Below are 26,266 nucleotides of genomic sequence, written 5' to 3' on the forward strand. Positions count from 1 at the left end.
GCTTTGAGCCCCTCTCCCGTTTGCGGGGGGGAGAGAGGCCGCTTGCGAACCACTGGTTCGCGGTCGATCGAGCGCCTTTGCGCCAGCGCAAAGGCCGGGGCGCGGAGCGGGGGTTGGGGTGAGGGGGCTTTTCGCTGGTAAAGCCCCTGCCGAGCATGGCTCGGCACTACAGGTGCGGCGATTAGTTCTTCAGCAGGCCGGCTGGCAGTTGCATGGTGATGCAGTGCAGGCTGCCGTTCTGCCAGATCAGCGAGCGGCAGGGAACCTGCACGATTTCGCGGTCAGGGAAAGCCTGTGCCAGTACGTCACGCGCGACATCATCGGCGGCGTCGCCATAGGCCGGCATCAGTACCGCGCCATTGATGATCAGGAAATTGGCGTACGAGGCTGCCAGGCGGCGGCCTTCGTCCAGAACCGGCTCGGCCCAGGGCAACGGGAACAGGCGGTAAGGCTTGCCGTCGCTGGTGCGCAGTGCGGCCAGTTCGGCGCCCATGGCCTGCAGCTCGGCGTAATGCGAATCCTGCGGGTCGTCGCAGTTCTGGTAAACGATGCTGTCGGCCGAGGCAAAGCGGGCGAGGGTATCGATGTGCGCGTCGGTGTCGTCGCCTTCCAGGTAGCCGTGGTCCAGCCACAGCACGCGGTCCTGCTGCATCCAGCTGGCCATGTCGGTGCTGAGTGAATCGCGGTCGCGCTCGGGGTGGCGTTCGTGCAGGCACTTCCAGGTGGTCAGCAGGGTGCCGGCACCGTCGGTGTCGATGGCGCCGCCCTCGAGCGCGAACGGAATGCTGCGGACCTGCGCATTGTTGAACACCTGGGCCTGGTCGAGCACTCCGACCAGTTGGTCATCGAGGCTGGCTTCGAACTTGCCGCCCCAGCCGGTGAAGCGGAAATCCAGCAGCTGGAAGCTGCCGTCGGCGCGCTTGAGGGTGATCGGGCCGGAATCGCGCAACCAGGTGTCATCGTAAGGTGCGGTGACGAACTGCACGCGATCCATCTCCACTCGGTTCGAGCGCAGGCGCATTTCCGCGTAGGTTTCGATGTCGTCATCGGCCACGCAGATCAGCACTGGCTGGTAGCGGGTGATGGCGCTGACCAGGGCGATGTAGGTTTCCTCAACCTCGGCCAGGCGCTCGGCCCAGTCGGTGTCGGCATTCGGCCAGGCGATCAATACGCCGGACTGGGTTTCCCATTCGGCTGGAAAGCGGAGCGTTTCGTTCATTCTTCTCGGATGCGTTCGGCCCGGTCGGGCGTTGGAGCGGCAGGCCAGGGCCTGCCGCCTGGAAAGGGGTCAGCGGATCGGGGGCTTTGGCCCGATTTCATCCGGGCTGGCCTGACGGGCTACCACGTCGATCACGCGCTGCTTCTCGAAGTACACGGTAAAGGCCGGATAAACCCAGCGGTTGATGGTTGGCCATTGCCGTTTCTGGCCGCCGCGCGGGTCCATGCGCTCGCTCGGTGCGCCGAAGCGGGCTTCCACCTCGGCCATGCTCTGGCCGCGGGCTGGGATGGCCTGGGCCGGCTTCTCCTGTGCGCGCTCGATCAGCAAAGTGTCAGCCTGCGCTGCCGGTGCGGCGGCAAGAACGGCGATCAGGCCCAGAATCTTGAATGCGTGCTTCATGGTCACATCTCCCCAGAGGACAGGTTGGGATTACAGCAAAAATTGACGATGAAAGTGTGGTCCTGCGTCGTTGTTGCTGCATGCACTCAGCAATGCGTCATCGCGGTGCCTGGCCCGGTACGCAAAAAGCCGCCCGGAAGGCGGCTTTTTGGCGTTGCCTGACCCTTGAGGATCAAGCCCTGGCTTGCGCCAGTTGGCTCAGCGCTGGCGAGCCTTGAAGCGCGGGTTCGACTTGCAGATCACGAAGATCTTGCCGCGACGGCGCACAACTTTGCAATCACGGTGACGGGTCTTCGCCGACTTCAGGGAGGACAGAACTTTCATGACATACCTCGGCGGATACTGGTAAGGAGATCTTAGGAGCGTGGCCGCGGATATGCAGGGTAACGCCCGTTCAAGCCCGCCATTCTACTGGGTATTTCCGCGCCAGTTCAAGTGCTTGCGTGCAAACGGGTGCGGGCAGGGCGGTGCGGGGCGTTAGAATAGCCCGAATCTCGTTCCAGACAGGCGTTTAAATGAGCCAATTGCCTCCCGTTCTCACCATTGATGGCCCGTCCGGGGCTGGCAAGGGTACCGTCAGTCGCATTATTGCCCGCCAGCTGGGCTGGCATTACCTGGACTCCGGTGCGCTGTATCGCGCGGTGGGTGTGGCCGCCAGCTGGGCTGATATAGACACCTCCGATGCCTCGGCGCTGGTGCGCTGCACCTTTGACACCAAGGTCCAGTTCGTGGAGCAGGGCGAGAGCCTGCGGGTACTGGTCAACGGTAGCGATGCCACTGATGAGCTGCGCCTGGAGACGACGGGGGCACTGGCCTCGGCCATTGCCGCCATTCCCGAGGTCCGGGCCGCGCTGAAGGAGCGTCAGCGCGCATTCAGGGTTTTGCCCGGGTTGGTGGCCGATGGTCGAGATATGGGGACCGTCATCTTCCCTGACGCCCCATTCAAGGTTTTCCTGACCGCGAGCGCCGAGGAGCGGGCCGAGCGGCGGCATAAACAGTTGAAAGAAAAAGGGGTTTCGGTTAACTTTGAAGACCTCCTGCGTGAGATCATGGCCCGCGACGCCCGTGATGCACAGCGCGCAGTGGCGCCCCTGAGGCCGGCCGATGACGCCATCCTCATCGACACCAGCGGTATTGGCATCGACGACGTCGTTGCCAAGGTGCTGGGTCTGGTTTCCAAGGAAGCCTGATCCTCGCAGCGTTGAGTGCGGTCAGTTGATCGATCGTAGTCGTAGCAAAGATGTTGCAACAACCCGCTGCGCAATGGTGCGTGGTGGGCTTTTTCATTCACATTCGGCCGCTGTCATGGGGTCGTCCAACAGGCTGGACAGTACGGGTTTTCGCAACAGATCCGCTGTCCATATGTTCAACTGAGTAAATCTAATGACCGAATCATTTGCAGAACTGTTTGAAGCCAGTCAGGCCAATCTGGCCAAGCTGAAGCCCGGTGCCATCGTTATCGGTACCGTCGTTGAAGTCCGCGGCGACGTGGTCGTGATCAACGCCGGCCTGAAGTCCGAAGGCATCGTGCCGATCGAACAGTTCCGTAACGACGCTGGTGAAATCGACGTGGGCGTGGGCGACCAGGTAAAGGTTGCACTGGACTCGATCGAAAACGGCTTCGGCGAAACCGTCCTGTCGCGCGAGAAGGCAAAGCGCGCCATGGTGTGGGACGAGCTGGAAGAAGCGTTGGAAAAGAACGAAACCATCACCGGTCGCATCAGCGGCAAGGTCAAGGGTGGTTTCACCGTGGACATCAAGGATGTCCGCGCATTCCTGCCCGGTTCGCTGGTCGATGTGCGCCCCGTGCGCGACCCGGCCTACCTGGAAGGCAAGGAGCTGGAATTCAAGCTCATCAAGCTGGACCGCAAGCGTAACAACGTGGTCGTGTCGCGTCGTGCAGTGGTCGAGAGCGAGCACTCGGAAGAGCGCGAGCAGCTGATGGACAAGCTGCAGGAAGGCGCAATCCTGAAGGGTGTCGTCAAGAACCTGACCGATTACGGCGCATTCGTGGACCTGGGCGGTATCGACGGCCTGCTGCACATCACCGACATGGCATGGAAGCGCGTGCGCCATCCGTCCGAAGTTGTGAACGTCGGCGACGAGCTGGACGTGCGCGTGCTGAAGTTCGACCGCGAGCGCAACCGCGTTTCGCTGGGCCTGAAGCAGCTGGGCGAAGATCCGTGGGACAACATCGCACGTCGTTACCCGGCCAACAGCCGCGTGTTCGGCAAGGTCTCCAACGTGACCGATTACGGCGCGTTCGTTGAGATCGAGCCGGGCGTGGAAGGCCTGGTGCACGTCTCCGAGATGGATTGGACCAACAAGAACGTCAACCCGTCCAAGGTTGTCCAGGTTGGTGATGAAGTCGAAGTGATGGTGCTGGACGTTGATGAAGAGCGTCGTCGTATCTCGCTGGGCATGAAGCAGGTTGCTGCCAACCCGTGGGAAACCTTCGCCGCCATCTTCAAGAAGGGCGACAAGGTTTCCGGCCAGATCAAGTCGATCACCGATTTCGGTATCTTCATCGGTCTGGACGGCGGCATCGACGGCCTGGTGCACCTGTCGGACATCAGCTGGAACACCACCGGCGAAGACGTGGTTCGCAACTTCAAGAAGGGCGACACCCTGGACGCAGTGGTCCTGGCCGTCGACCCGGAGCGCGAGCGCATCTCGCTGGGCGTCAAGCAGCTTGAGCAGGACCCGTTCGGCCAGTACATGGCTGCCAACCCGAAGGGTTCGAAGGTCGAAGGCGTCGTGAAGGAAGTTGATGCCAAGGGCGCAACCATCGAGCTGGCTGACGGCATCGAAGGCTACGTTTCGGCACGTGACGTTGCCAACGAGCGCGTCGACGACGCGACCCAGTTCCTGAAGGTCGGCGACAAGGTCGAAGCCAAGTTCGTGGGCATGGACCGCAAGGGCCGTACCCTGCAGCTGTCGATCAAGGCCAAGGACGATGCTGAAATGCGCGAAGTGCTGGAGGAATACCAGTCCTCTTCGGCATCCAGCGGCACCACCCAGCTGGGCGCCCTGCTGCGCGCACAGCTGAACGGCAACAAGTCCGAGTAATCGGTTTCCTGTTGTAGATTTGACCTGGCGGCCCGGACATCAGTCCGGGCCGTTTCAGGGTAAGACCCTGCCATTGACGAGTACGCAATGACCAAATCCGAATTGATCGAAATCCTCGCGCGCCACCAGGCGCACCTGAAGGCTGATGATGTCGATCTGGCGGTGAAGTCGTTGCTGGAAATGATGGGTGGGGCGCTGTCCTCCGGCGACCGCATCGAGATCCGCGGTTTCGGTAGTTTTTCGCTGCATTACCGCCCGCCGCGTCTTGGCCGTAACCCGAAGACGGGTGAGTCGGTTGCGCTGCCGGGCAAGCATGTTCCACATTTCAAGCCGGGCAAGGAACTGCGCGAGCGCGTCAGTTCGGTGGTGCCGCTGGAAAGCGACCCTGCCTGAGTGCTTCTGGCTGGGTGCTGCGCAGTAGATTGACTGCTGCCATTTCTTCCGCTGAACGGTAAGCTACGGGCTCTTGTTACAGGAGTAAGCCGGCGCATGAAGACCGTTCGATTAGTGATTCTGCTGGCGGTGTTGATAGGCGGTCTTGTGATCGGCTCGCTCAACTCGCAGCCCATCGAAATCAGCCTCGCGTTCTGGGTGCTCAAAACCACCTCGGGTATCGCAATCATTGCCTCGCTGTTGCTCGGCGCCCTGGTGGGCGGTGGCATGGTGATGGCGGCACTGGTGGTGCCGATGTACACCAAGCTGCGTCGCGCCAATAAAGCGGCCGCCTTGACGGCATCAGAGCCTGTTGCGCCTGCCGCGCAGACGCCTTCTCCTTTTGACGGACGCTAAGCAACGATGGCCTTCATCAGTGAGTGGTTCTGGTTTTTCCTTTGCCTTCCGGTTGCCGCGATCGGCGGGTGGGTGATTGGTCGTCGCAGTGGTCAACGCCACAGCGAGAATCAGGTCACCCGTCTTTCCAGTACCTATTTCCGTGGCTTGAACTATCTGCTCAACGAGCAGCCGGACAAGGCCATCGAGTTGTTCCTGCATATTGCCGAGCTGGACAAGGAAACCTTCGAAACCCAGGTCGCGCTTGGGCATCTGTTCCGCCGCCGTGGCGAAGTGGACCGGGCGATCCGTCTGCACCAAGGCCTGGTCAATCGCAATGACCTGAGTGACACGCAGCGCGTGCAGGCCTTGCTGGCGCTCGGCGAGGACTATATGAAGTCCGGCCTGCTGGATCGCGCCGAAACCGTATTCACCGAACTGGCGAAGCTTGACCAGCGCGCTCCGCAAGCCTTGAAGCACCTGATCGGGATCTATCAAGCCGAGCGCGATTGGGAAAAGGCCATCGAGAACGCAACGCGCTATGAAGCGGTCACCGACGAACCGATGGGCAAGCTGATCGGGCAGTTCGAATGCGAACTGGCCGAGCGCTATCGCGCGGCAGGGCGGTTGGACGATGCGCGTGCGGCGATCAACCGGGCCAATGTCGCCGATGCGATGAGCGTGCGTGCAGGCATCATCGAAGGCCGTCTGGAAAGTGATTTCGGCAATGATGAAGCGGCCGTGCGCGCGTTTGAACGGGCCGCCCGCAATGATCCGGACTACCTGCCTGAAATCCTGCCGCAGCTGCTGAAGAATTACCGCAATGTCGGTGATCTCGCAGGCGCGCGTGCGTTCTTGGCTGAAATGACCGAGCACTACCGCGGTATCGCGCCGGTGTTGGCGCTCACCCGTTTGATGGAAGAACAGGAAGGGCCGGCGCCTGCGCGCGCCTACCTGGGGCGCCAGCTCAAGGATCGGCCTTCGGTACGCGGCGAGTCCGCCCTGATCGATCTGACTCTCGCCGAAGGCGCTGATCCGGTCGCCACCTTGCAGGACCTGAAGCACATCACCGATCAGTTGCTGGTCCGCAATCCGGCCTATCGTTGCACGCGTTGCGGCTTTGGTGCGCGGACGCACCACTGGCAATGTCCCAGCTGCAAGGAATGGGGTACGGTCAAGCCGCTGTTGAACTTCGCGGTGCTCTGAGTGCCGGAACAGCATTTCTGGTTGGTGCTGCTGGTATTGGCTACTGCAGCAGCAGTGACCTGGCTGGCGATCCGCTATGCGCGCTGGCGGCAGTTGATCGACCAGCCTGGCGAGCGCCGCAGCCATATCGTGTCGACCCCGCGTGGTGGGGGGGGCGGCATTGTGGTCTCGCAGTTGCTGGCCTGCGTGTTGGGTGCTGTGTGGTTACCGGGCCAGGCGCTCGTGCTGCTGGTATTCGCGCTTGGCCTGTTGATGGTGGCGGGAATCGGCTGGTGGGACGATCATCGCTCGCTGCCCGCCTTGCCTCGGCTGTGCGTTCACCTGGTGGCCGGGCTGATGCTTGCGGTATTGGTATGGCTGGGCACCGGGAGCCTGGTGAAAGCGGTGTTCTGTTTTGGGTTGGCCGTGTCGTTGGTGAACATCTGGAACTTCATGGATGGCATCAATGGCTTGGCTACCACCCAGGCCATCCTGGTGGGGCTGGGCGCGGCATGGTTGCTGCCGGCGCCCTATGCGCTTGCCGGCTGGGTGCTGGCGGCGGGCTGTGCAGGGTTCCTGCCGTTCAATTTTCCCCGGGCTCGGATTTTCATGGGGGACGTTGGTAGCGGCGCGCTTGGCTATCTGGTGGCGGGTCTGCTGGCACTTGGTCTGAGTGTCACCGACAGCGCGCCAGTGCTATGGCTGATGCTGCCCGCAGTGTTTCTGGTCGATTCGGGTTTCACGCTGCTTTCACGGATGCTCAAGGGCGAACCATGGATGCAGCCGCATACCCAGCATCTTTATCAACGCTTCGTGAAGCGTGAATACAGTCACGCGGCTGTGACGCTGGGGTATTCGCTCTTCAGCGTTGTGGGGCTTACACTTGCAGCGCAGTTTTCAAGGCTTCCCCTAGGTTGGGGGTGGGCAGGGGGCGTCACCTGGCTGGTTGCTGCGGCAATGGCGTGGGTGTTCCTGCGTGCTAAGGCACTTACTTAAGGACAGTGTTTTATATGGCGTCTTGGTTCGAGCGCTTTGTAGGCGGTGGTCCGCGCTACGCGGTGATGCTGCACGACCTGGTCATGGTTTGGTTGTGTTGGCAGTTGCTGCTGATGGCGCGCTTTGCATTGCTGGATGCAGGTCCCGTGCATCCGTGGTTTTCGCTCGATGTTGCGGCGGTCATTGCGATCCAGGCGGTCGCATTCTGGAAGGTGGGGCTGTACCGGGGGCTGTGGCGATTTGCGTCGGTCGCCGATCTGATCAACATTTTCAAGGCCAGTTTCATCGGGCTGTTGGCGATAGTCATGGTGTTTTCCTATCGCCGCCTGGATGGCATTCCCATTTCTGTGTTGATGGTCTATCCGTTCGCGTTGTCCGCGATGCTGGGTGGGCCTCGTCTGCTTTACCGTGCATGGAAGGACTACCAGGCGCAGCATTCCGATGCCCGTGCACGGCGCGTGCTGGTGCTCGGGGCTGGCCAGGCAGCCGAATCACTGATCAAGGATCTACGCCGTTCTGGTGTCTATGAGCCGGTAGGCCTGCTGGATGACTCGCCCCATCTGCAAGGGGCTTGGCTGCATGGCGCGGCGATTCTCGGTACCTTGGACGAGGTCGCGGTAGTTGCCAGGGAGACCAGTGCCAAGCTGCTGGTGATCGCCATTCCAACGCTTGATGCGGCTGGCATGCAGCGTGTGGTCGGGCTTTGTGAAAGCACTGGTTTGCCGTTCCGCACGGTTCCGCGCTTGACCGATATTCTCGAAGGCAGCTCGTTGCCGGGTCAGCTCAAAGAAGTCGCCATTGAAGACCTGCTGGGGCGCAAACCCATCCTGCCGGACTGGGAGCTGCTGCGCAGCTGGTTGCGCGGGCGTACTGTCCTGGTCACCGGCGGTGGTGGCTCCATTGGTTCGGAACTTTGTCGCCAATGTGCGCGGCACGGTGTATCGCGCATCGTGGTCCTGGAAATCAGCGAACTGCTGATGATCAACATTCAGGCCGAATTGAACCGAAGCTTCCCCGATCTGGAGGTGCATGGCGTGCTGGGCGATTGCGGTGATCCTGCCGTCATCCGTCACGCGCTGCGCACCTACAACCCGGATACCGTGTTCCATGCTGCGGCGTACAAGCAGGTGCCTCTGCTGGAGGCGCAGTTGCGCGAGGCGGTGCGTAACAACACCTTGTCGACCGAGTGCGTCGCAACTGCCTGTATTGAATCGCGGGTTGAGAACTTCGTCTTCATTTCCACCGACAAGGCGGTTGATCCGGCCAATGCATTGGGCGCAACCAAGCGCTACGCCGAGATGATTTGCCAGAGCTTGAACCGGCGCAGCGCCCACACTCGTTTTGTCACCGTTCGTTTTGGCAATGTACTGGGCTCGGTGGGGAGCGTGGTGCCGATGTTCCGCGAACAGATCCGCAAGGGTGGTCCGATCAGCGTCACGCATCCTGATGTAACGCGCTATTTCATGACGATTCCCGAGGCTTGCCTGCTGATTCTGCAGGCAGCGGCATCGTCTTCACGCGGTGCGATCTACATGTTGGACATGGGCGAGCCTGTCCTCATCCGTCACCTTGCCGAACAGATGATCCGATTGGCGGGCAAGCAGCCGGGGGTTGATATTCCAATCATCTACACCGGTTTGCGTCCAGGTGAGAAGCTGCACGAGAGATTGTTCTACGCAGACGAGAACTGCCAACCGACGGCGCACCCGAAGGTATTGGCCGCCGGGGTGCGTGAGTTCTCTCCCGAGCTGGTCTTGAACAACGTGACGGCCCTCAGGAAAGCTGTTGCGGCCTATGACATCGAGGGGATGCGCACTATCCTTGCGACAACCATTCCTGAATTCATGTCGGCCGAAGACGCGGCGAGACAGGCGGGTACAGCCAACATCGTTCCGTTTCCCACCACCAAAGAAGCTGGAAGAAGTCATTGATGCACGGTCGAATCAAAAAAGCAGTGTTTCCCGTCGCCGGGCTTGGAACACGGTTCCTGCCGGCAACCAAGACGGTGCCGAAGGAAATGCTGCCGATCATTGATCGTCCGCTTATCCAGTACGCGGTGGATGAGGCGATCGAGGCGGGTTGCGATACGTTGATCTTCATCACCAATCGCTACAAGCACGCCGTCGCCGATTACTTCGACAAGGCCTACGAGCTGGAGCAGAAGCTCGAGCGCGCGGGCAAGCTGGAACAGCTGGAGCTGATCCGGCACGTGCTGCCCAAGGGCGTGCGTGCTGTTTTCGTGACCCAGACCGAGGCGCTTGGGCTGGGTCACGCGGTGCTTTGTGCCAAGGCGATTGTCGGTGACGAGCCGTTTGCGGTACTGCTGCCCGACGATCTGATCTGGAACCGCGGCGAAGGCGCTCTCAAGCAGATGGCTGACCTGAGCGAGGCCAGTGGCGGCAGCGTCATTGCGGTGGAGGATGTGCCGCATGACAAGACGGGTAGCTATGGCATCGTTGCAACCGACAAGTTTGATGGTCGCAAGGGGCATATCACCCAGATCGTTGAAAAGCCGAAGCCGGAAGATGCGCCGAGTGATCTGGCGGTCGTTGGTCGCTATGTACTTAGCCCGAAGATATTCGAGTTGCTGGAAGCCACCGGCACCGGCGCAGGTGGTGAGATCCAGTTGACCGATGCGATTGCGCAGTTGCTCAAGACCGAGCAGGTAGATGCGTATCGCTTTGAAGGTACGCGTTTTGACTGCGGCACCCATCTGGGTCTGATCGAAGCGACCGTGCGCTTCGCATTGGAGAACGAAAAGCTGGCAGGGCCGGCTCGGGCAGCGATGCAGAAGATGCTGGCGGAGTAAGTGCCGGGAGTATTCTGCAGGCTGACGTCATCTGTCAGCCGGATGCAGTGGAGAAGCAGCCGCAAGGCTGCTTTTCTGTTTCTGGCGCCGGGTAGCTCTTCGCGATGAATCGTGCAAAAAGAAGGCGGCCTTCAGGCCGCCTTCTTCGATCAACAGCGCAGCAGATCGCTTACAGCGATTCGAAAATACCCGCCGCGCCCATGCCGGTGCCAATGCACATGGTCACCATGCCGTACTTCTGCTGGCGGCGGCGCAGGCCGTGCAGCAGGGTGGCGGTACGGATCGCGCCGGTGGCGCCCAGCGGGTGGCCCAGGGCGATGGCGCCGCCCAGCGGATTGACCTTGGACGGGTCCAGGCCACAATCACGGATGACCGCCAGCGACTGCGCGGCAAAAGCTTCATTGAGCTCGATCCAGTCCAGCTGGTCCTGGCTCAGGCCAGCCTGCTTCAGTGCCTTCGGAATCGCCGCGATCGGGCCGATGCCCATCACTTCCGGCCGCACGCCGGCGACCGAGAAGCTGACGAAGCGGGCCAGCGGGGTCAGGCCGTAGTCCTTGATCGCCTGCTCGGAGGCCAGCAGCACCGCACCGGCGCCGTCGCTCATCTGCGAGGAGTTGCCTGCCGTGACGGAGCCGCCGAACTGGCCATTGCGGAATACCGGGCGCAGCTTGGCCAGGCCTTCTGCGGACGAATCCAGGCGCGGACCTTCGTCGGTATCGGCCAGCTTGTTGCGGGTAATGATGCGCTTGCCATCAGCCACGTCAGGCAGGTGCGAAACGATGTCGTAGGGGCTGATCTCGTGCTTGAACTCGCCGTTCTGGATGGCGGCGATGGCCTTCTGGTGCGAGGCCAGGGCGAACGCATCCTGTTCTTCGCGCGAGACCTTCCATTCCTCGGCGACCTTCTCGGCGGTGATGCCCATGCCGTAGGCAATGGCGACGTGGTCGTTGTCGAACACGCTCGGTGCCATCGCGATCTTGTTGCCCATCATCGGCACCATCGACATCGACTCGGTGCCGCCGGCCAGCATCAGGTCGCTGTTGCCCAGACGGATCTGGTCGGCAGCCATCGCCACGGCCTGCAGGCCGGACGAGCAGAAACGGTTCACCGTCTGCGCGGCGATGGTGTTCGGCAGGCCGGCCAGCAGCACACCGATGCGCGCCACGTTCATGCCTTGCTCGGCTTCGGGCATGGCGCAGCCGATGATGGCGTCGTCGATGCGGTTGACGTCCACGCCCGGGGCCTGTGCGACCACGGAGCGGAGCACGTGGGCGAGCATGTCGTCCGGACGGGTGTTGCGGAACATGCCCTTGGGCGCCTTGCCAACCGGGGTGCGGGTGGCGGCGACGATGTAGGCGTCCTGGATTTGCTTGGTCATTGCAGTGATCTCTTCAATAGGTGTGAGCGTGAGGGCGGGCGGGGGCAGCGCTGGCAGCGCCACCCCGAGGCACGCTCACTCAGTTCCGCAGCGGCTTGCCGGTGGTCAGCATGTGCGCGATGCGGGCCTGGGTCTTTTCCTGCTGGGCCAGTTCGACGAAGTGCTTGCGCTCCAGAGTCAGCAGCCACTCTTCGTCGACCACGCTGTTGCGGTCGACCTTGCCGCCGCACAGCACGGTGGCGATGCGCTCGGCGATCTCGTAGTCGTAGGGGCTGATGAAGCGGCCTTCCAGCATGTTGACCAGCATCATCTTGAAGGTGGCAATGCCAACGTCGCCGGCCACGCGGATGCGGCGTGCCGGCATCGGCGGACGGTAGCCGCCTTCGGCCAGCGCGGTGACTTCGGCCTTGGCGATGTGCAGCAGCTCGAAGCTGTTGAACACGACCTTGTCGGTGCCGCGCATCAGGCCCAGTTCCTTGGCGTTGACCGCCGAGTTGGAGACCTTGGCCATGGCCACGGTTTCGAAGGTCTTCTTCAGCTCGGCGAACACGTCGCCGTCCGGACCGGCCGCCTGCGAGGCACGCACGGCGATTTCCTTCAGGCCGCCACCGGCCGGCAGCAAGCCGACGCCGGCTTCCACCAGGCCGATGTAGCTTTCCAGCGCCGCCACCGACTTGGCCGCATGCATCTGGAATTCACAGCCGCCGCCCAGCGCCAGGCCGCGCACCGCAGTGACAACCGGCACGGTGGCGTACTTGATGCGCTGGCTGGTGCGCTGGAAGTTGGCAACCATCGCCTCGAACTCGGCGAATTTGCCGGCCTTCAACGCGCCCAGTGCGCCGGACAGATCGGCACCGGCGGAGAAGGGCTCCTTGTTCTGCCAGATCACCACGCCCTTGAACTGCTTCTCGGACAAGGCAATCGCGTGCTGGATGCCGTCCAGCACCTGGTCGGAGACGGTGTTCATCTTGGTCTTGAAGCTGATGACGCCGATGCCGTCGCCGTCAGTCCACAGACGGATGCCGTCGTTCTCGAACACGGTTTCGCCCTGCGCGAACTTCTCGCCCAGCAGTGCGTCCGGGAAGCGCTGGCGCTGGTAGACCGGCAGCGACGAGCGCGGCACCAGTGCGTTCTGCGACGGGCTGTAGCTGCCTTCGGCGGCGTGCACGCCGTCACGGCCGTCCAGCACCCAGGCCGGCAACGGCGCATTGCTCATGCTCTTGCCTGCGGCGATGTCGTCGGCGATCCACTGCGCCACCTGCTTCCAACCGGCAGCCTGCCAGGTTTCGAACGGGCCCAGCGACCAGCCGTAGCCCCAGCGGATCGCCAGGTCGACGTCGCGCGCGGTTTCGGCGATATCGGCCAGGTGGTAGGCGCTGTAATGGAACAGGTCACGGAACGTCGCCCACAGGAACTGCGCGTGCGGGTGCTGGCTTTCGCGCAGCTTGGCGAACTTCTCGGCCGGGTTCTTGATCTTCAGGATCTCGACCACTTCCGGAGCGGCGACGCGATCGGCCGGACGGTAGTCCTGCTTCTCAAGGTCGACGACCATGATGTCCTTGCCGACCTTGCGGAAGATGCCGGCGCCGGTCTTCTGGCCCAATGCACCCTTGCCGATCAGCGCGCCCAGCCAAGCCGGCGCGTTGAAGTACTTGTGCCACGGGTCGTCAGGCAGGGTATCGCCCATGGTCTTGATGACGTGGGCCATGGTGTCCAGGCCGACCACGTCGGAGGTGCGATACGTAGCCGACTTCGGGCGGCCGACCAGCGGGCCGGTCAGGCCGTCCACTTCGTCGAAGCCCAGGCCGAACTGCTGGGTGTGGTGGATGGTCGACAGGATCGAGAACACGCCGATGCGGTTGCCGATGAAGTTCGGGGTGTCCTTGGCATAGACCACGCCCTTGCCCAGGTTGGTGGTCAGGAAGGTTTCCAGACCTTCCAGCACCGACTTGTCGGTGGTCTTGGCCGGGATCAGCTCAGCCAGGTGCATGTAGCGCGGCGGGTTGAAGAAATGCACGCCGCTGAAGCGGTGGCGCAGTTCTTCCGGCAGCACGTCGGCCAGTTTGTTGATGCCCAGGCCCGAGGTGTTGGAGGCCAGTACCGCGTGTTCGTTCACGAACGGCGCGATCTTCTTGTACAGGTCCTGCTTCCAGTCCATCCGTTCGGCGATGGCTTCGATGATCAGGTCGCAGTCGCGCAGCTGCTCCAGGCCGGAGTCGTAATTGGCCGGGGTGATGGCTTCGGCAAGCGCCTTGCTGGCCAGCGGGGCCGGGCTCAGCTTGCCGAGGTTGGCAATGGCCTTGAGCACGATGCCGTCGGCAGGACCTTCCTTGGCGGCCAGGTCGAACAGCACGGTGTCGACGCCGGCATTGGTCAGGTGGGCGGCGATCTGCGCACCCATGACGCCTGCGCCAAGTACGGCGGCGCGGCGGACAAGCAGGGAATTGGACATATCGATAAACCTTTGGTCTGCGATGACGGTTGGATCAGGGAACGACGGGGGAGGTCGGATTACGCACGCTGGCGCGGAACCCGGCTTCGGCGAAATGGATCAATTCCTGCGCGGCCTTGCTGCGGTGCTCGGCCTCGCTGATGTTGTGGGGGCGCTTGATCAGCCCGAAATCTGCCATGGCATAGGTCAGCGAACCGGCCAGGAAGTCCAGGCGCCAGTACAGCTCTTCCTTGCTCAGGCCCGGGATGCAGGCGTCGATGGCCTTGCCGAACTCGCGCAGCACATGGCCGTAGTGGTCGGACAGGAACTTGCGCAGGTTGTCGTTCTTCTCCGCATAGGCGCGGGCGATGACGCGGACGAAGGCGCCGCCGCTCTGGCGGTCCTGGGCCAGCGCCAGGGCGGGCTCGACGAAGGCGGCCAGTACCGCGCGCAGATCGCCGGGCTGGCTGCTGCGTGCCAGCTGCAGCTGGCCCAGGCGGGCGGCGGTCATCTCGTCCATGCGACGGCGGAACACTTCATTGACCAGGTTGTCCTTGGACCCGAAGTGGTAGTTGACCGCAGCAATGTTTACATCGGCGTGACTGGTCACCTGGCGCAGGGAGGTGCCGGCAAAGCCGTACTGGGCGAACAGTTCCTCGGCCGCGCCGAGGATGCGGTCCTTGGTGGAGAAGCTGGCGGGTTTGCCCATGGCTGGCTCAATCAATCAAACGATTGTTTGGATCCTACGCCCGGCCCCCCCCCGGGTCATGCTGCGGCGCAGCATCATTCATCTGGCGCTGTGCAAACGTCGGGGTCACCCGGTAGAATTAGCCACCGCAATTCAGGCTAAGCCCGCGTCCGCACGCGGGTTTTTTCATGTACCCTCGGGCCGACCGGCCCACTACCGGAGAATTTCCATGGCGCTCGAGCGCACTCTTTCCATCATCAAGCCCGACGCCGTTGCCAAGAACGTGATCGGTGAAATCTACGCCCGCTTCGAAAAGGCCGGCCTGAAGGTTGTCGCTGCAAAGTACAAGCAGCTGTCGCGCCGTGAAGCCGAAGGCTTCTACGCCGTGCACCGCGAGCGTCCGTTCTTCAACGCGCTGGTCGAGTTCATGATCTCCGGCCCGGTGATGATCCAGGCCCTGGAAGGCGAGAACGCCGTCCTGGCCCATCGCGACCTGCTGGGCGCCACCAATCCGAAGGACGCAGCGCCGGGCACCATCCGCGCTGATTTCGCTGATTCGATCGACGCCAACGCCGCCCACGGTTCGGATTCGGTCGAGAACGCAGCCAACGAAGTGGCTTACTTCTTTGCTGCCACCGAAGTGGTTTCGCGTTAATTAGAGGTTGAAGTCGTGAACGAGGTCGTACAGACACCCGCCATCCAGCCGTTGCCGAAAACGGCAGCCACCGCTGGCAAGCAGAACCTGCTCGACCTTGATCGCGCGGGCCTGGAAAAGTTCTTCGTCGAAACCCTCGGCGAGCAGAAGTTCCGTGCCCATCAGGTGATGAAGTGGATCCACCATCGCTACGTCACCGATTTCGACCAGATGACCGACCTCGGCAAGTCGCTGCGCGCTAAGCTGCAGCAGCATGCCGAGGTCGTCGTCCCGAACATCGTGTTCGACAAACCCTCGAACGACGGCACCCACAAGTGGTTGCTGGCGATGGGCGTGGATGGCAAGAACGCCATCGAAACCGTCTACATCCCGGACAAAACCCGCGGCACGCTTTGCGTGTCTTCGCAGGTCGGCTGCGGTTTGAACTGCACCTTCTGTTCGACTGCTACCCAGGGTTTCAACCGCAACCTGACCACCGCTGAGATCATCGGCCAGGTGTGGGTTGCCGCGCGCCACCTGGGCAACGTGCCGCACCAGATGCGCCGTCTCACCAACGTGGTGATGATGGGCATGGGCGAGCCGTTGATGAATTTCGACAACGTCATCCGCGCGATGAGCATCATGCGCGATGACCTGGGCTATGGCCTGGCCAACAAGCGCGTGACTCTGTCCACCTCGGGCCTGGTGCCGCAGATCGATCGCCTGTCGGTCGAGAGCGATGTGTCGCTGGCGGTGTCGCTGCATGCGCCGAACGACGAGCTGCGTGAGACGTTGGTGCCGCTCAACAAGAAATACCCGATTGCCGAGTTGATGGCGTCCTGTGCGCGCTACCTGCGCGGCAACAAGAAGCGTGACTCGGTGACCTTCGAATACACGCTGATGAAGGGCATCAACGACCAGCCTGAGCACGCCCGCCAGCTGGCACGGCTGATGCGCCAGTTCGACAACGCGGTGCAGGCCAAGGATTCGGGCAAGGTCAACCTGATTCCGTTCAACCCGTTCCCGGGGACGCGCTACGAGCGCTCGGACGAGGAGCAGATCCGCGCCTTCCAGAAGATCCTGCTCGACTCGCAGGTGTTGACGATGGTGCGCCGCACCCGTGGTGACGACATCGACGCCGCCTGCGGCCAGCTGAAGGGCCAGGTGATGGATCGCACCCGTCGCCAGGCTGAGTTCAATCGCCTGCTGCAGGAACAGGAAGGCGGGGATGCGGTCGCCTGATCGCTGGTTTTTGCTGTTGGTTCTGCTAGCGCTCACGGCGGCGTGCGGGCGGGGTAATCTCAAAATCACCGGTACCCAGTCGGTGGCGCCGGACTACAGCATCAAGCAGGACAAGGGCGCGAACAGGCGTGCGCGTTACCAGGAATTCCTGAGGTTGTCCGGCGACCGTTTTGGTCGTGGCCAGTTGGATGAAGCACTGCAGTTCGCGCGCTCGGCGCAGAAGCTGGAGTCCGGATTGCCTGACGCTTACACCATGCAGGCGGTGATCGAGGGGCATCAGGGCAACGCCGAGGCGGCGGGTGTGCTGTACCGCAAGGCAGCCGAGCTGGCTCCGCTGCAGGGTGATGTGCTCAATAATTACGGTGCCTGGCTGTGTGGCAGTGGCCACCAGGCAGAGGCCTTGGTCTGGTTTGACCGGGCCCTGGCTGACCCGAACTACCAGGGCCGCGCGGATGCCTTGGCCAACGCCGGCGGCTGCGCACTGGAGACCGGGCAGCTTGAACGGGCCGAAGATAATCTTCGCCAGGCGCTGGCGTTGGCTCCGGACAATGCCTATGCGCTGGAGGCGATGACCCGCAATGAAGTGCTGCACGGCCGCTATTTTGAGGCCAGGGCCTTCTACCAGCGGCGTTTGGCGGCTGCGCCGGCCACGGTTTCCGTGTTACAACTTGCCATTCAGATTGAAGAGCGACTCGGCGACAGGACGGCTGCCGGTCGGTTCCAGCAGCGGTTGCGCGAAGAGTTTCCTTCGCCAGCAACCTCGAATCCCCAAGGCTGATGCATTGTGATCAATGATCCGGGTGTAAATGCTTTAGATGGTGTAGTGGGTTGTGGTGAGCAGCTGCGCAGAGCGCGTGAGGCCGCCGGTTTGTCGTTGGACCAGGTTGCTGCCCAGTTGCGCATGCCGCAGCAGGTGGTTGCCGCGCTGGAGGCCGAACAATGGTCGCGTCTGGGTGCGTCGGTATTCGTCCGCGGTCAGCTGCGCAGTTACGCGCGCCTGTTGAAGGTTGATCTGGGGGGCTTGCTGGAACAGGCGCGGATCGCGCCAGTCGAACCGCCCAAGCTGGTCAGCCATACGCATACCCCGCGGCTGAAACGTGCGGCCGAGAACATTGGCCGTCGTGCGGTGTACGTGGTGATCACGGCGGTGCTGGCGGTGCCGGTCTGGTACGTGATCAGTGGCAATTCCAATAGCACCCCGCCCAGCACGGCTTCGCTGGACGTGGTGCCGGCCCCGGCGACCGCTGGGCAGTCGGTCGCGCCTGTTCAGGCACCAGCAGCCGCGCCAGTCGCGGATGCTGGTCCTTACATTGCCTCGATGGCCCCCATGGCGCGTACGGCGGCTTCCGCTCCGTCGGCGCTGACCCTGAATTTCAAGGGTGACAGCTGGGTGGAGATCTCCGCTCCGGATGGCACAACCGTCGAAAAAGCCCTGATACGCGCCGGTGAGAGCCGCAGCTTCACCGCAGGTCAGGTGGGGCGCATGGTGCTGGGCAATGCAGCCGAGGTCGAGGTTCAGCAGGCGACGGGTAACGTCGACCTGGCGCCGTACAAGCGCGGCAATGTGGCCCGCTTTACGGTATCCTCTGAAGGCTCCGTGGCGCCGGTTTCGCACTGAAACCAGGCGTCGAACAAAACAACAAGGCTCCCCGCCAGGGTGAGCGAGAGTACGCATGGCGATTGACGACCTGCTCGACGAGCACGAACAAAGCGAACGTGTCCGCACGTGGCTGCGCAAGAATGGCGCCGGGATTATCGGCGGAGTAGTTCTCGGCATTGGTGCTATTGCCGGTTGGCAGTGGTGGCAGAAAGAGCAGGTCGGCAAGCTTGCCGACGCCAACGTCCGTTACGAAGCCGTCTCTCGCAGCCTGCAGTCCAAGAATCTGGACGAGGCGGCCAAGGAGGTTGCGGCGTTGGGTGGTAGCAAGGCCAGCATCTATGCTGACCTGGCATCGCTGGAACTGGCCAAGGCCCAGGTCGAAGCGGGCAAGTACGATGACGCGATCAAGACCTTGCGTGCGCTCAATACCGAGGGTGAGTTCAAGGCATTGATCGACCAGCGTATTGCGCGCCTGTTGATTGAAACCGGCAAGCCGCAGGACGCAGCGGCCCTGCTGGGCAAGGTTGACGACAGCGCGGGTCTGGAGATCCGTGCTGACGCCCTGATGGCGCAGAACAAGCGTGATGAAGCGCGCGAGCTGTACACCCAAGCGCTGGCCAAGCTGGACGTGGCTGCACCGCAGCGCCGCTTGCTGGAAACCAAATTGATGGACGCCGGCGGCACCGTGGCTGATCCTGCAGCGGAGAAGAATTGATGAAGTTCAAGCAAGTTGCAGGCGTTGCCTTGATGGCAGTGGCGTTGACCGGTTGTTCGACGGTCAAGGGTTGGTTCGCGGGCAAGGACGCAGAGGCCAAGAAGGCGCTTGAGCCTGCTGAGCTGACCAAGTTCGAGGCCAGCGTCAAGGTCGACAAGATCTGGTCGGCAAACGTCGGCAAGGGCGAGGGCCGTATCGGCCTGCGCCAGGCGCCGATCGTGGCTGACGGTCGCGTGTACGCGGCGGCGGTGCAGGGGGGCGTGCACGCGCTCGACCTGCAGACCGGCAAGCAAGTCTGGGAATACAGCCCGGCCAAGGAAAAGAAGAAGCCCAAGCTGCGTCTTTCCGGTGGCCCGGGCGTTGGTGACGGCCTGGTGGTGATCGGCACGCTGGACGGGCAGGTGATTGCGCTGGACGCGGCCAATGGCAGCGAAAAGTGGAAGTCCAAGGTTCCAGGTGAGGTGATTGCGGCGCCGGCCGTTGCGCAGGGGCTGGTGTTCGTGCGCAGCAATGACGGCCGCACCACTGCGCTGGACGCTGCTACCGGCGAACAGCGCTGGTTCAACTCGCAGGAATTGCCGTCCTTGACCGTGCGTGGCAACGCGCCGGTGGTGACCGGCCCGGGCGTGCTGTTCATCGGCAACGACGACGGTACCCTCGCCGCGCTGGCGATGCAGGATGGTCGCCCGTTGTGGGAACAGATGGTGGGTACGCCGGAAGGCCGTACCGAGCTGGAACGCATGGCTGACATCGATGGTGCGCCGGTGCTGGAAGGCAATACGCTGTTCGTGACCAGCTTCAAGAACGAAACCATGGCCATTGAAGGCCCGACTGGTCGCCCGTTGTGGTCGCGTGACCACGGCGGTGGCGGTGGTGTTGCGGTGTCCTCGGGCAATGTCGTGGTCACCGATGGCAAGGGCGTGGTGTACGGGCTGGACAAGACCTCCGGCTCGGCAATGTGGTCACAGCAGGCGCTGGCGCGCCGCTCGCTGACCGGTGCCGCCATCCAGGGTGACTATGCCGTGGTGGGGGACTACAAGGGATATCTGCATTGGCTGCGGTTGAGCGATGGCGAACTGGCAGCGCGTGAGAAGAGCGGTGGTGATGCTCTGCTGGCGCAGCCGGTCGTCGCTGACGGCATCCTGCTGGTGCAGAACGTTGATGGAAAGCTGACCGCATTCCGGTTGGCCCAATAAGGAGTCATAGCGATGCTGCCTTTGGTCGCCCTGGTTGGACGACCGAACGTCGGTAAGTCCACCATTTTCAATCTGTTGACCCGTACACGCGATGCGCTGGTGCATGACCAGCCGGGTGTTACCCGCGATCGCAACTACGGTGTTTGCCGTCTAGATGAGGACAATCCCTTCCTGATCGTCGATACCGGTGGTATCGCCGGTGAAGAGGAAGGGCTGGCTGGCGCCACTGCGCGCCAAGCCCGAGCCGCCGCCGGTGAGGCGGATCTGATCGTATTTGTTGTTGACGCGCGTGATGGCACGTCGGCCCTGGATGACGAGATCCTGTCTTGGCTGCGCAAGCTTGCGCGGCCTACCTTGCTGTTGATCAACAAGATCGACGGTACGGACGAACATGCCGTTCGTTCGGAGTTTTCCCGCTATGGCTTCAGCGAGATGCTGACTGTCTCTGCCGCGCACCGGCAGGGCATCGATGATCTGGTTGAAGAGGTTGTCGGTCGCCTGCCGGAAGAAGGCACGGCCGAGACCCTGGACAACGATCCGAACCGCATCCGCATTGCCTTCGTTGGCCGCCCCAACGTGGGCAAGTCGACGCTGGTGAACCGCATCCTCGGTGAGGAGCGGATGATTGCCTCGGAAGTGCCCGGCACCACCCGCGATTCGATCGCGGTGGATCTGGAGCGCGACGATCAGTTGTACCGCTTGATCGACACCGCGGGCCTGCGCCGCAAGTCGCGCGTGGATGAAGTGGTGGAAAAGTTCAGCGTGGTCAAGACGCTGCGCTCGATCGAGCAGTGCCAGGTGGCGGTGCTGTTGCTGGACGCCCACGAAGGCGTGACCGATCAGGATGCCAGCGTGCTGGGTGCGGTGCTGGATGCCGGTCGTGCCCTGGTCATTGCGATCAACAAGTGGGACGGCTTGAGCGAGTACGACAAGCAGCAGGCTGAAACCCTGTTGTCGCTGAAGCTGGGCTTCGTGCCGTGGGCCGAGAACGTTCGGATTTCCGCGTTGCATGGTTCGGGCCTGCGCGAGTTGTTCAAGGCGATTCACCGGGCGCATGCGTCCGCAACGCACGAGTTCAGCACGGCCGAGGTCAACAAGGCGCTGGAAATCGCCTATGAGGCCAATCCGCCGCCGAGCATCCGTGGTCATGTCTCCAAGCTGCGTTATGTGCATCCGGGTGGCAGCAATCCGCCGACCTTCATCGTGCACGGTACGCGCCTGAAGGAACTGCCGGATTCGTACAAGCGCTATCTGGAGAATTTTTTCCGCAAGCGCTTCAAGCTGGTTGGCACGCCGGTGACCTTCCTGTTCCGTGAGGGTGCCAACCCGTACGAAGGCAAGAAGAACGTCTTGACGGATCGCCAGGTCAAGGCCAAGCGGCGTCTGATGAAGCACGTCAAGGGCCGGAAGTGATTCAGGCCCGGAACGCGGTTCAAGCGTACTAAGTGATCTAGACGAAAGCGGCCGAAAGGCCGCTTTTGTTTTTGCTCGGTTTTTCTGACTTGGGTCTTGGGCTTGCGCCATTTGCCAGGCATGGCCGAAAAACTATTTCGTTATTCCCGCCCGCGGGGGAATGACGAGCTTAAAAAGCCCAAAGCCCAAAGGCCAGAGGCCAGAGGCCAGAGCCAAAAAGCCGGTTTCTCTCTTCTTTCCCGTTTGACCGATAATCCAGCCATGAGCATCCGCGAACTGACCCCCGAACAGGCCCGTCTCCGCCACGCAGATGGTGCATTGCTGATCGACGTGCGCGAGGTGCACGAGCGGGCAGGTGGCATGGCCGAAGGTGCTATCGGCGTCGCTAAGGCAGCGCTGCTGGCCGGTCCTGCGTTGCACCTGCCAGCCCTCGACCGCGAGATCCTGCTGATCTGCCAAAGCGGCAAGCGCTCGGCGGACGCCGCGCAGGCGCTGCGGGACGCCGGCTATACCAATCTGTCTTCGGTACGTGGCGGCACTGTCGCCTGGCGTACAGCAGGTCTGCCCTTGGTTCAACCGATGCTGGATGCCGGTGAGCGCGACTTCTACGACCGTTACTCGCGGCACCTGCTGTTGCCGCAGGTGGGCGAAAGTGGCCAGCGCCGCTTGCAGCAATCCAGTGTGCTGGTGCTTGGCGCAGGTGGCTTGGGTGCGCCGGCTGCGTTCTACCTGGCTGCAGCGGGGGTTGGCAGGCTGCGGATTGTCGATGACGACGTGGTCGAGCGCAGCAACCTGCAGCGGCAGATCATCCATACCGAAGCCGCCCTGGGCACGGTCAAGGTGGACTCCGCGCGGCAGCGGCTGTTGGCGCTGAACCCGCATATCGAGGTGGAGGCGATCGCTGAGCGCGTCACCTCGGCCAACATCGATGCCCTGTTGCAGGACGTGGATGTGGTGCTGGATGGCTCGGACAACTTCCCGCTGCGCTACCTGCTCAACGATGCCTGCATCAAGCACGCCAAGCCCTTGGTCTACGCCGCCATCGAACGCTTCGATGGGCAGGTCAGTGTGTTCGACGCGGGCCGCCAGCGCGGTGTCGCACCGTGCTACCGCTGCCTGTTCCCGGAGCCGCCACCGCCTGAATTCGCCCCTAACTGTTCCGAGGCCGGCGTGCTGGGCGTGTTGCCGGGGCTGGCGGGGCTGATGCAGGCAACCGAGGTGTTGAAGCTGCTGCTGGAGATCGGCGAACCGTTGACCGGGCGTCTGCTGCGTTTCGATGCCCTGCAGATGCGCTTTCGCGAAACCCGCGTGCGTGCCGACCCGGCCTGTCCGTTGTGTGCCCCTGGCGTGCCTTTCCCCGGCTATATCGATTACGCCGCGTTCTGTTCGCATTCGCCATGAGGTGAAATGCCGTAGGCGCTGATCGGTTCTGCAGCTTTTTTGCTTTATCGTTCACCTGGACGATTACAAGGTGATGTGGCATGGCAGCGGAATCCTCGCAGGAATTGGTAAAGGTAGTTGCCCTGTTGGGCGCTGCGGTGGTGGCTGTGCCCTTGTTCAGGCGCCTCGGCCTGGGCTCGGTGCTGGGCTACTTCGTTGCCGGCCTGGCCATTGGCCCGTTTGGATTTGGCTGGTTCTCTGATCCACAGGCCATCCTGCATGTGGCCGAGTTGGGCGTGGTGATGTTCCTGTTCGTGATCGGCCTGGAAATGCGGCCGTCGCATCTTTGGAGCCTGCGCGGCGAGATCTTTGGTCTGGGCACGGCGCAGATCGTGACCTGTGCGCTGGTGCTGACCGGCGTGGCTATTCTGTTCGGTTACCGCCCGCAGATCGCCTTCATCGCTGCCGCTGGTTTCGTGCTGACCTCCACCGCGGTGGTGATGCAGCTGTTGGGTGAGCGCGGTGACCTGACCCTGCCATCCGGGCAGAAGATTGTTTCCATCCTGTTGTTTGAAGACCTGTTGATTGTGCCGCTGCTGGCCGTGGTTGCGTGGATGGCACCGGCGCAGATCGGGGCGCACGAAGGTTCGCGTTGGGCAAGCATCGCCATCGGTGCGGGCGCCATTGTTGGCCTGGTGCTGGTAGGGCGCTATCTGCTCAACCCCTTGTTCCGCATCCTGGCTGCTGCCAAGGCGCGTGAGGTGATGACGGCGGCGGCGTTGCTGGTTGTGCTGGGTGCGGCGCTGTTGATGCAGCTCGGCGGGCTGTCGATGGCGATGGGGGCGTTCCTGGCCGGCGTGCTGCTGTCCGAATCCACCTTCCGGCATCAGATCGAAGCGGATATCGAGCCGTTCCGCGGCATCCTGCTTGGGTTGTTCTTCCTCAGCGTTGGCATGGCGCTGGACCTGTCGGTGGTGGCGGCCAACTGGAAGGTGATCGCGTTGCTGGTGCCGGCAATGATGCTGGCCAAGGCGATCTGCATCTACGGCGTGGCGCGGGTGATGGGCAGTGATCATCGGCAGGCCTTGGACCGTGGCGTGTTGATGGCGCAGGGCGGCGAGTTCGCCTTCGTGCTGTTTGCCGCCGCCGCGACGACCGGCGTGATCGATGCCAAGGTCAATGCCAACCTCACCGCGGTGGTGGTGCTGTCGATGGCGCTGACGCCGCTGTGCATGCTGGTCTATCGGCTGCTGGTAAAGGAAGGGCAGGTCTCCGTCGACGATGTGGATGCGGCCGACGGGCTCACGGGCAGTGTGCTGGTGATCGGCTTCGGGCGCTTCGGCCAGGTGTCCAGCCAATCGCTGCTGGCGCGCGATGTGGACGTGACCATCATCGACAACGATATCGACATGATCCGCAGCGCTACGCGGTTCGGGTTCAAGATCTACTACGGCGATGGCACTCGCTTGGATGTGCTGCGCGCCTCCGGTGCCGAGACCGCTCGCGCGATTGCGGTCTGCGTGGATGACCGCGCAGCTGCGGATCGCATCGTCGAGCTGGTGCGGCATGAGTTCCCGCTGGCCAAGCTGCTGGTGCGTTCGTTTGACCGCGAGCATTCGCTGTCGCTGATACATGCCGGCGTGGATTTCCAGATCCGTGAAACCTTCGAGTCGGCGGTGGAGTTTGGTCGCGCGGCGCTGATGCAGCTGGGTGTGGATGAGGACGAGGCTGATGTGGTCGCGCGCGAAATCCGCCGACGCGATGCCGAACGTTTTGAGCTGGAAATGGCCGGCGGCGGGCTGCAGGCTGACACCGGGCTGATGTACCGCAATACGCCCGGAGCACCGACGCCGACGCCGTTCACCCCGCCGCGGCGTGAAGCGCGTCCACTCAATCCTGACGCCATTGCCGGGGCAGGTGAGCCCGCCGCCGCCGATTCAGGCGGGGCGACGGGGCCATGACAAAGGTGTGGCGGCGGCCGGAATCAGGGACAATAGCCGCCCCCGTGTTCACCGCCATACCCCATGACTGTCCTCGCCGACGCCTCCACGCAGACCTCCCGCATCCTTGATGGCCGCCGCATCGCCGAGGAACTGCTCGACGATTTGAAGGTGCGCGTCGACGCCCGCCTGGCCGCTGGCGGCGCCCGGCCCGGTCTGGCGGTGGTGCTGGTGGGCGGTGACCCGGCGTCTTCGGTGTACGTGCGCAACAAGCGTCGCGCGGCCGAAAAGGTCGGCATCGAAGCCTTCGACTACGATCTGCCGGAAGGTACCAGTGAGGCCCAGTTGCTGGAGCTGATCGATCAGCTCAACGCTGATCCCAAGATCCACGGCATCCTGATCCAGCTACCGCTGCCGGGCATCCCCGATGCCAACCGCCTGATCCAGCGCATCGATCCGCGCAAGGACGTGGATGGTTTCCACCCGCAGAACGTGGGTCACCTGGTGCTGCGCGAGTTCGGCCTGCGCCCGTGCACGCCGCGCGGTATCACCACGCTGCTCGGGCATACCGACCAACCGGTGCGTGGCCGCAATGCCACCATCGTTGGTGTCAGCAACCATGTCGGCCGGCCGATGGGGCTGGAGCTGCTGATCGCCGGTTGCACGGTGACCAGCTGCCACAAGTTCACCCCCAAGGACGTGCTGGAACAGGCCGTGCGCAACGCTGACATCCTGGTCGTCGCAGTAGGCATCCCGCAGTTGATTCCGGGTGAATGGGTGAAGCCGGGCGCGGTGGTGATCGATGTCGGCATCAACCGCCTGGACGATGGCCGCCTGGTCGGCGATGTCGGCTTTGAAGCGGCAGCGCAGCGCGCCAGTTGGATCACCCCGGTGCCGGGCGGTGTTGGCCCGATGACGGTGGCCACGCTGATGCAGAACACGATCGAGGCGGCCGAGGCCAGCGCCGAGGGGTTGAAGTTCTAAGCTCCTGTAGTGCCGAGCCGTGCTCGGCAGAGGCTTTCCCCGTACAGCATCAGCGTAGTGCCGAGCCATGCTCGGCAAGGGCTTTCCTCGTACAGGATCAATGTAGTGCCGAGCCATGCTCGGCAAGGGCTTTCCTCGTACAGGATCAATGTAGTGCCGAGCCATGCTCGGCAAGGGCTTTCCTCGTACAGGATCAATGTAGTGCCGAGCCATGCTCGGC

At 62.8% G+C, this 26,266-nt stretch carries 24 protein-coding genes; 18 read left to right on the plus strand and 6 right to left on the minus strand.

Features of this window, described 5'->3' with window-relative positions; translation table 11 throughout:
* Positions 1 to 181 precede the first annotated feature (181 nt).
* From QMX78_RS06335 to ykgO, 3 genes are all read right to left on the minus strand, one after another.
* Positions 182 to 1,219 (minus strand): agmatine deiminase family protein, encoded by a 1,038-nt coding sequence (locus QMX78_RS06335; RefSeq protein WP_282267628.1) that lies wholly within the window; start codon positions 1,217 to 1,219, stop codon positions 182 to 184.
* 69 nt (positions 1,220 to 1,288) lie between these two features.
* Positions 1,289 to 1,618 carry a hypothetical protein gene (locus tag QMX78_RS06340; protein WP_282267630.1) on the minus strand — a complete coding sequence of 110 codons (330 nt, stop codon included), beginning with the start codon at positions 1,616 to 1,618 and terminating at the stop codon, positions 1,289 to 1,291.
* Positions 1,619 to 1,816: 198 nt separating this feature from the next.
* Complete coding sequence (ykgO, locus tag QMX78_RS06345) at positions 1,817 to 1,942, minus strand: type B 50S ribosomal protein L36 (RefSeq protein WP_057628212.1); 126 nt, start codon at positions 1,940 to 1,942, stop codon at positions 1,817 to 1,819.
* Positions 1,943 to 2,133: 191 nt separating this feature from the next.
* On the opposite strand from ykgO, the gene cmk reads away from it, so the two are divergent.
* From cmk to galU, 8 genes are all read left to right on the plus strand, one after another.
* On the plus strand, positions 2,134 to 2,808 hold the full coding sequence (gene cmk, locus QMX78_RS06350) for a (d)CMP kinase (protein ID WP_282267632.1): 675 nt from the start codon (positions 2,134 to 2,136) through the stop codon (positions 2,806 to 2,808).
* A 193-nt stretch (positions 2,809 to 3,001) separates the two neighbouring features.
* Positions 3,002 to 4,687 carry a 30S ribosomal protein S1 gene (rpsA, locus tag QMX78_RS06355; RefSeq protein WP_282267634.1) on the plus strand — a complete coding sequence of 562 codons (1,686 nt, stop codon included), beginning with the start codon at positions 3,002 to 3,004 and terminating at the stop codon, positions 4,685 to 4,687.
* Positions 4,688 to 4,774: 87 nt separating this feature from the next.
* The gene (locus QMX78_RS06360; RefSeq protein WP_057628209.1) at positions 4,775 to 5,080 is read left to right on the plus strand and encodes an integration host factor subunit beta; all 306 of its coding nucleotides are present in this window, start codon (positions 4,775 to 4,777) and stop codon (positions 5,078 to 5,080) included.
* A gap of 96 nt (positions 5,081 to 5,176) precedes the next feature.
* Positions 5,177 to 5,476 (plus strand): lipopolysaccharide assembly protein LapA domain-containing protein, encoded by a 300-nt coding sequence (locus tag QMX78_RS06365; RefSeq protein ID WP_282267636.1) that lies wholly within the window; start codon positions 5,177 to 5,179, stop codon positions 5,474 to 5,476.
* Between the two features lie 6 nt (positions 5,477 to 5,482).
* The gene (lapB, locus tag QMX78_RS06370) at positions 5,483 to 6,661 is read left to right on the plus strand and encodes a lipopolysaccharide assembly protein LapB (RefSeq protein WP_282267637.1); all 1,179 of its coding nucleotides are present in this window, start codon (positions 5,483 to 5,485) and stop codon (positions 6,659 to 6,661) included.
* Positions 6,662 to 6,685: 24 nt separating this feature from the next.
* Positions 6,686 to 7,636: a glycosyltransferase family 4 protein gene (locus QMX78_RS06375; RefSeq protein WP_343239188.1), complete on the plus strand. Its 951-nt coding sequence runs from the start codon at positions 6,686 to 6,688 to the stop codon at positions 7,634 to 7,636.
* 14 nt (positions 7,637 to 7,650) lie between these two features.
* A complete protein-coding gene (locus QMX78_RS06380) occupies positions 7,651 to 9,567 on the plus strand; it encodes a nucleoside-diphosphate sugar epimerase/dehydratase (protein WP_282267639.1) in 1,917 nt (638 codons plus the stop codon).
* Positions 9,567 to 10,445, plus strand: a complete 879-nt coding sequence (gene galU, locus QMX78_RS06385; protein ID WP_282267641.1) for a UTP--glucose-1-phosphate uridylyltransferase GalU — start codon at positions 9,567 to 9,569, stop codon at positions 10,443 to 10,445. The genes QMX78_RS06380 and galU overlap by 1 nt, the downstream gene beginning before the upstream one ends.
* 169 nt (positions 10,446 to 10,614) lie before the next feature.
* On the opposite strand, the gene QMX78_RS06390 is transcribed toward galU, so the two are convergent.
* The 3 genes from QMX78_RS06390 to QMX78_RS06400 form a co-directional block, all read right to left on the minus strand.
* Entirely contained in the window at positions 10,615 to 11,823 is a 1,209-nt protein-coding gene (locus QMX78_RS06390) for an acetyl-CoA C-acyltransferase (RefSeq protein WP_282267643.1), read from the minus strand.
* Positions 11,824 to 11,902: 79 nt separating this feature from the next.
* Positions 11,903 to 14,275 (minus strand): 3-hydroxyacyl-CoA dehydrogenase/enoyl-CoA hydratase family protein, encoded by a 2,373-nt coding sequence (locus tag QMX78_RS06395; RefSeq protein WP_282267644.1) that lies wholly within the window; start codon positions 14,273 to 14,275, stop codon positions 11,903 to 11,905.
* Between the two features lie 34 nt (positions 14,276 to 14,309).
* Positions 14,310 to 14,963, minus strand: coding sequence for a TetR/AcrR family transcriptional regulator (locus QMX78_RS06400; protein ID WP_282267645.1), 654 nt, complete (start codon positions 14,961 to 14,963; stop codon positions 14,310 to 14,312).
* A 208-nt stretch (positions 14,964 to 15,171) separates the two neighbouring features.
* On the opposite strand from QMX78_RS06400, the gene ndk reads away from it, so the two are divergent.
* The 10 genes from ndk to folD all read left to right on the plus strand — a co-directional run bounded on the left by ndk (position 15,172) and on the right by folD (position 26,046).
* Positions 15,172 to 15,597, plus strand: a complete 426-nt coding sequence (ndk, locus tag QMX78_RS06405) for a nucleoside-diphosphate kinase (protein WP_057628193.1) — start codon at positions 15,172 to 15,174, stop codon at positions 15,595 to 15,597.
* A gap of 15 nt (positions 15,598 to 15,612) precedes the next feature.
* On the plus strand, positions 15,613 to 16,818 hold the full coding sequence (gene rlmN / locus QMX78_RS06410) for a 23S rRNA (adenine(2503)-C(2))-methyltransferase RlmN (protein ID WP_282267646.1): 1,206 nt from the start codon (positions 15,613 to 15,615) through the stop codon (positions 16,816 to 16,818).
* Positions 16,805 to 17,596 carry a type IV pilus biogenesis/stability protein PilW gene (locus QMX78_RS06415; RefSeq protein WP_282267647.1) on the plus strand — a complete coding sequence of 264 codons (792 nt, stop codon included), beginning with the start codon at positions 16,805 to 16,807 and terminating at the stop codon, positions 17,594 to 17,596. The genes rlmN and QMX78_RS06415 overlap by 14 nt, the downstream gene beginning before the upstream one ends.
* A gap of 6 nt (positions 17,597 to 17,602) precedes the next feature.
* Positions 17,603 to 18,436 (plus strand): RodZ domain-containing protein, encoded by an 834-nt coding sequence (locus QMX78_RS06420; protein WP_282267649.1) that lies wholly within the window; start codon positions 17,603 to 17,605, stop codon positions 18,434 to 18,436.
* Between the two features lie 55 nt (positions 18,437 to 18,491).
* A complete protein-coding gene (locus QMX78_RS06425; protein ID WP_282267651.1) occupies positions 18,492 to 19,133 on the plus strand; it encodes a tetratricopeptide repeat protein in 642 nt (213 codons plus the stop codon).
* Positions 19,133 to 20,329 (plus strand): outer membrane protein assembly factor BamB, encoded by a 1,197-nt coding sequence (gene bamB / locus QMX78_RS06430; protein WP_282267653.1) that lies wholly within the window; start codon positions 19,133 to 19,135, stop codon positions 20,327 to 20,329. The genes QMX78_RS06425 and bamB overlap by 1 nt, the downstream gene beginning before the upstream one ends.
* 12 nt (positions 20,330 to 20,341) lie before the next feature.
* The gene (gene der / locus QMX78_RS06435; RefSeq protein ID WP_282267656.1) at positions 20,342 to 21,742 is read left to right on the plus strand and encodes a ribosome biogenesis GTPase Der; all 1,401 of its coding nucleotides are present in this window, start codon (positions 20,342 to 20,344) and stop codon (positions 21,740 to 21,742) included.
* A 243-nt stretch (positions 21,743 to 21,985) separates the two neighbouring features.
* On the plus strand, positions 21,986 to 23,143 hold the full coding sequence (gene moeB, locus QMX78_RS06440) for a molybdopterin-synthase adenylyltransferase MoeB (RefSeq protein ID WP_282267658.1): 1,158 nt from the start codon (positions 21,986 to 21,988) through the stop codon (positions 23,141 to 23,143).
* Between the two features lie 80 nt (positions 23,144 to 23,223).
* Positions 23,224 to 25,083, plus strand: a complete 1,860-nt coding sequence (locus QMX78_RS06445; protein ID WP_282267659.1) for a monovalent cation:proton antiporter-2 (CPA2) family protein — start codon at positions 23,224 to 23,226, stop codon at positions 25,081 to 25,083.
* A gap of 63 nt (positions 25,084 to 25,146) precedes the next feature.
* The gene (gene folD / locus QMX78_RS06450; RefSeq protein WP_282267661.1) at positions 25,147 to 26,046 is read left to right on the plus strand and encodes a bifunctional methylenetetrahydrofolate dehydrogenase/methenyltetrahydrofolate cyclohydrolase FolD; all 900 of its coding nucleotides are present in this window, start codon (positions 25,147 to 25,149) and stop codon (positions 26,044 to 26,046) included.
* The last annotated feature ends 220 nt before the right edge of the window (positions 26,047 to 26,266 follow it).

The sequence above is a fragment of the Stenotrophomonas sp. PS02298 genome (genome assembly GCF_029959445.1).
Lineage (GTDB): Bacteria > Pseudomonadota > Gammaproteobacteria > Xanthomonadales > Xanthomonadaceae > Stenotrophomonas.

What these genes read in the sequence shown, in the direction of transcription:
- QMX78_RS06335 (WP_282267628.1), bottom strand. Translation starts at nt 1,219, where the DNA reads ATGAACGAAACGCTCCGCTTTCCAGCCGAATGGGAAACCCAGTCCGGC.
- QMX78_RS06340 (WP_282267630.1), bottom strand. Translation starts at nt 1,618, where the DNA reads ATGAAGCACGCATTCAAGATTCTGGGCCTGATCGCCGTTCTTGCCGCC.
- ykgO (WP_057628212.1), bottom strand. Translation starts at nt 1,942, where the DNA reads ATGAAAGTTCTGTCCTCCCTGAAGTCGGCGAAGACCCGTCACCGTGAT.
- cmk (WP_282267632.1), top strand. Translation starts at nt 2,134, where the DNA reads ATGAGCCAATTGCCTCCCGTTCTCACCATTGATGGCCCGTCCGGGGCT.
- rpsA (WP_282267634.1), top strand. Translation starts at nt 3,002, where the DNA reads ATGACCGAATCATTTGCAGAACTGTTTGAAGCCAGTCAGGCCAATCTG.
- QMX78_RS06360 (WP_057628209.1), top strand. Translation starts at nt 4,775, where the DNA reads ATGACCAAATCCGAATTGATCGAAATCCTCGCGCGCCACCAGGCGCAC.
- QMX78_RS06365 (WP_282267636.1), top strand. Translation starts at nt 5,177, where the DNA reads ATGAAGACCGTTCGATTAGTGATTCTGCTGGCGGTGTTGATAGGCGGT.
- lapB (WP_282267637.1), top strand. Translation starts at nt 5,483, where the DNA reads ATGGCCTTCATCAGTGAGTGGTTCTGGTTTTTCCTTTGCCTTCCGGTT.
- QMX78_RS06380 (WP_282267639.1), top strand. Translation starts at nt 7,651, where the DNA reads ATGGCGTCTTGGTTCGAGCGCTTTGTAGGCGGTGGTCCGCGCTACGCG.
- galU (WP_282267641.1), top strand. Translation starts at nt 9,567, where the DNA reads ATGCACGGTCGAATCAAAAAAGCAGTGTTTCCCGTCGCCGGGCTTGGA.
- QMX78_RS06390 (WP_282267643.1), bottom strand. Translation starts at nt 11,823, where the DNA reads ATGACCAAGCAAATCCAGGACGCCTACATCGTCGCCGCCACCCGCACC.
- QMX78_RS06395 (WP_282267644.1), bottom strand. Translation starts at nt 14,275, where the DNA reads ATGTCCAATTCCCTGCTTGTCCGCCGCGCCGCCGTACTTGGCGCAGGC.
- QMX78_RS06400 (WP_282267645.1), bottom strand. Translation starts at nt 14,963, where the DNA reads ATGGGCAAACCCGCCAGCTTCTCCACCAAGGACCGCATCCTCGGCGCG.
- ndk (WP_057628193.1), top strand. Translation starts at nt 15,172, where the DNA reads ATGGCGCTCGAGCGCACTCTTTCCATCATCAAGCCCGACGCCGTTGCC.
- QMX78_RS06415 (WP_282267647.1), top strand. Translation starts at nt 16,805, where the DNA reads ATGCGGTCGCCTGATCGCTGGTTTTTGCTGTTGGTTCTGCTAGCGCTC.
- QMX78_RS06425 (WP_282267651.1), top strand. Translation starts at nt 18,492, where the DNA reads ATGGCGATTGACGACCTGCTCGACGAGCACGAACAAAGCGAACGTGTC.
- bamB (WP_282267653.1), top strand. Translation starts at nt 19,133, where the DNA reads ATGAAGTTCAAGCAAGTTGCAGGCGTTGCCTTGATGGCAGTGGCGTTG.
- der (WP_282267656.1), top strand. Translation starts at nt 20,342, where the DNA reads ATGCTGCCTTTGGTCGCCCTGGTTGGACGACCGAACGTCGGTAAGTCC.
- QMX78_RS06445 (WP_282267659.1), top strand. Translation starts at nt 23,224, where the DNA reads ATGGCAGCGGAATCCTCGCAGGAATTGGTAAAGGTAGTTGCCCTGTTG.
- folD (WP_282267661.1), top strand. Translation starts at nt 25,147, where the DNA reads ATGACTGTCCTCGCCGACGCCTCCACGCAGACCTCCCGCATCCTTGAT.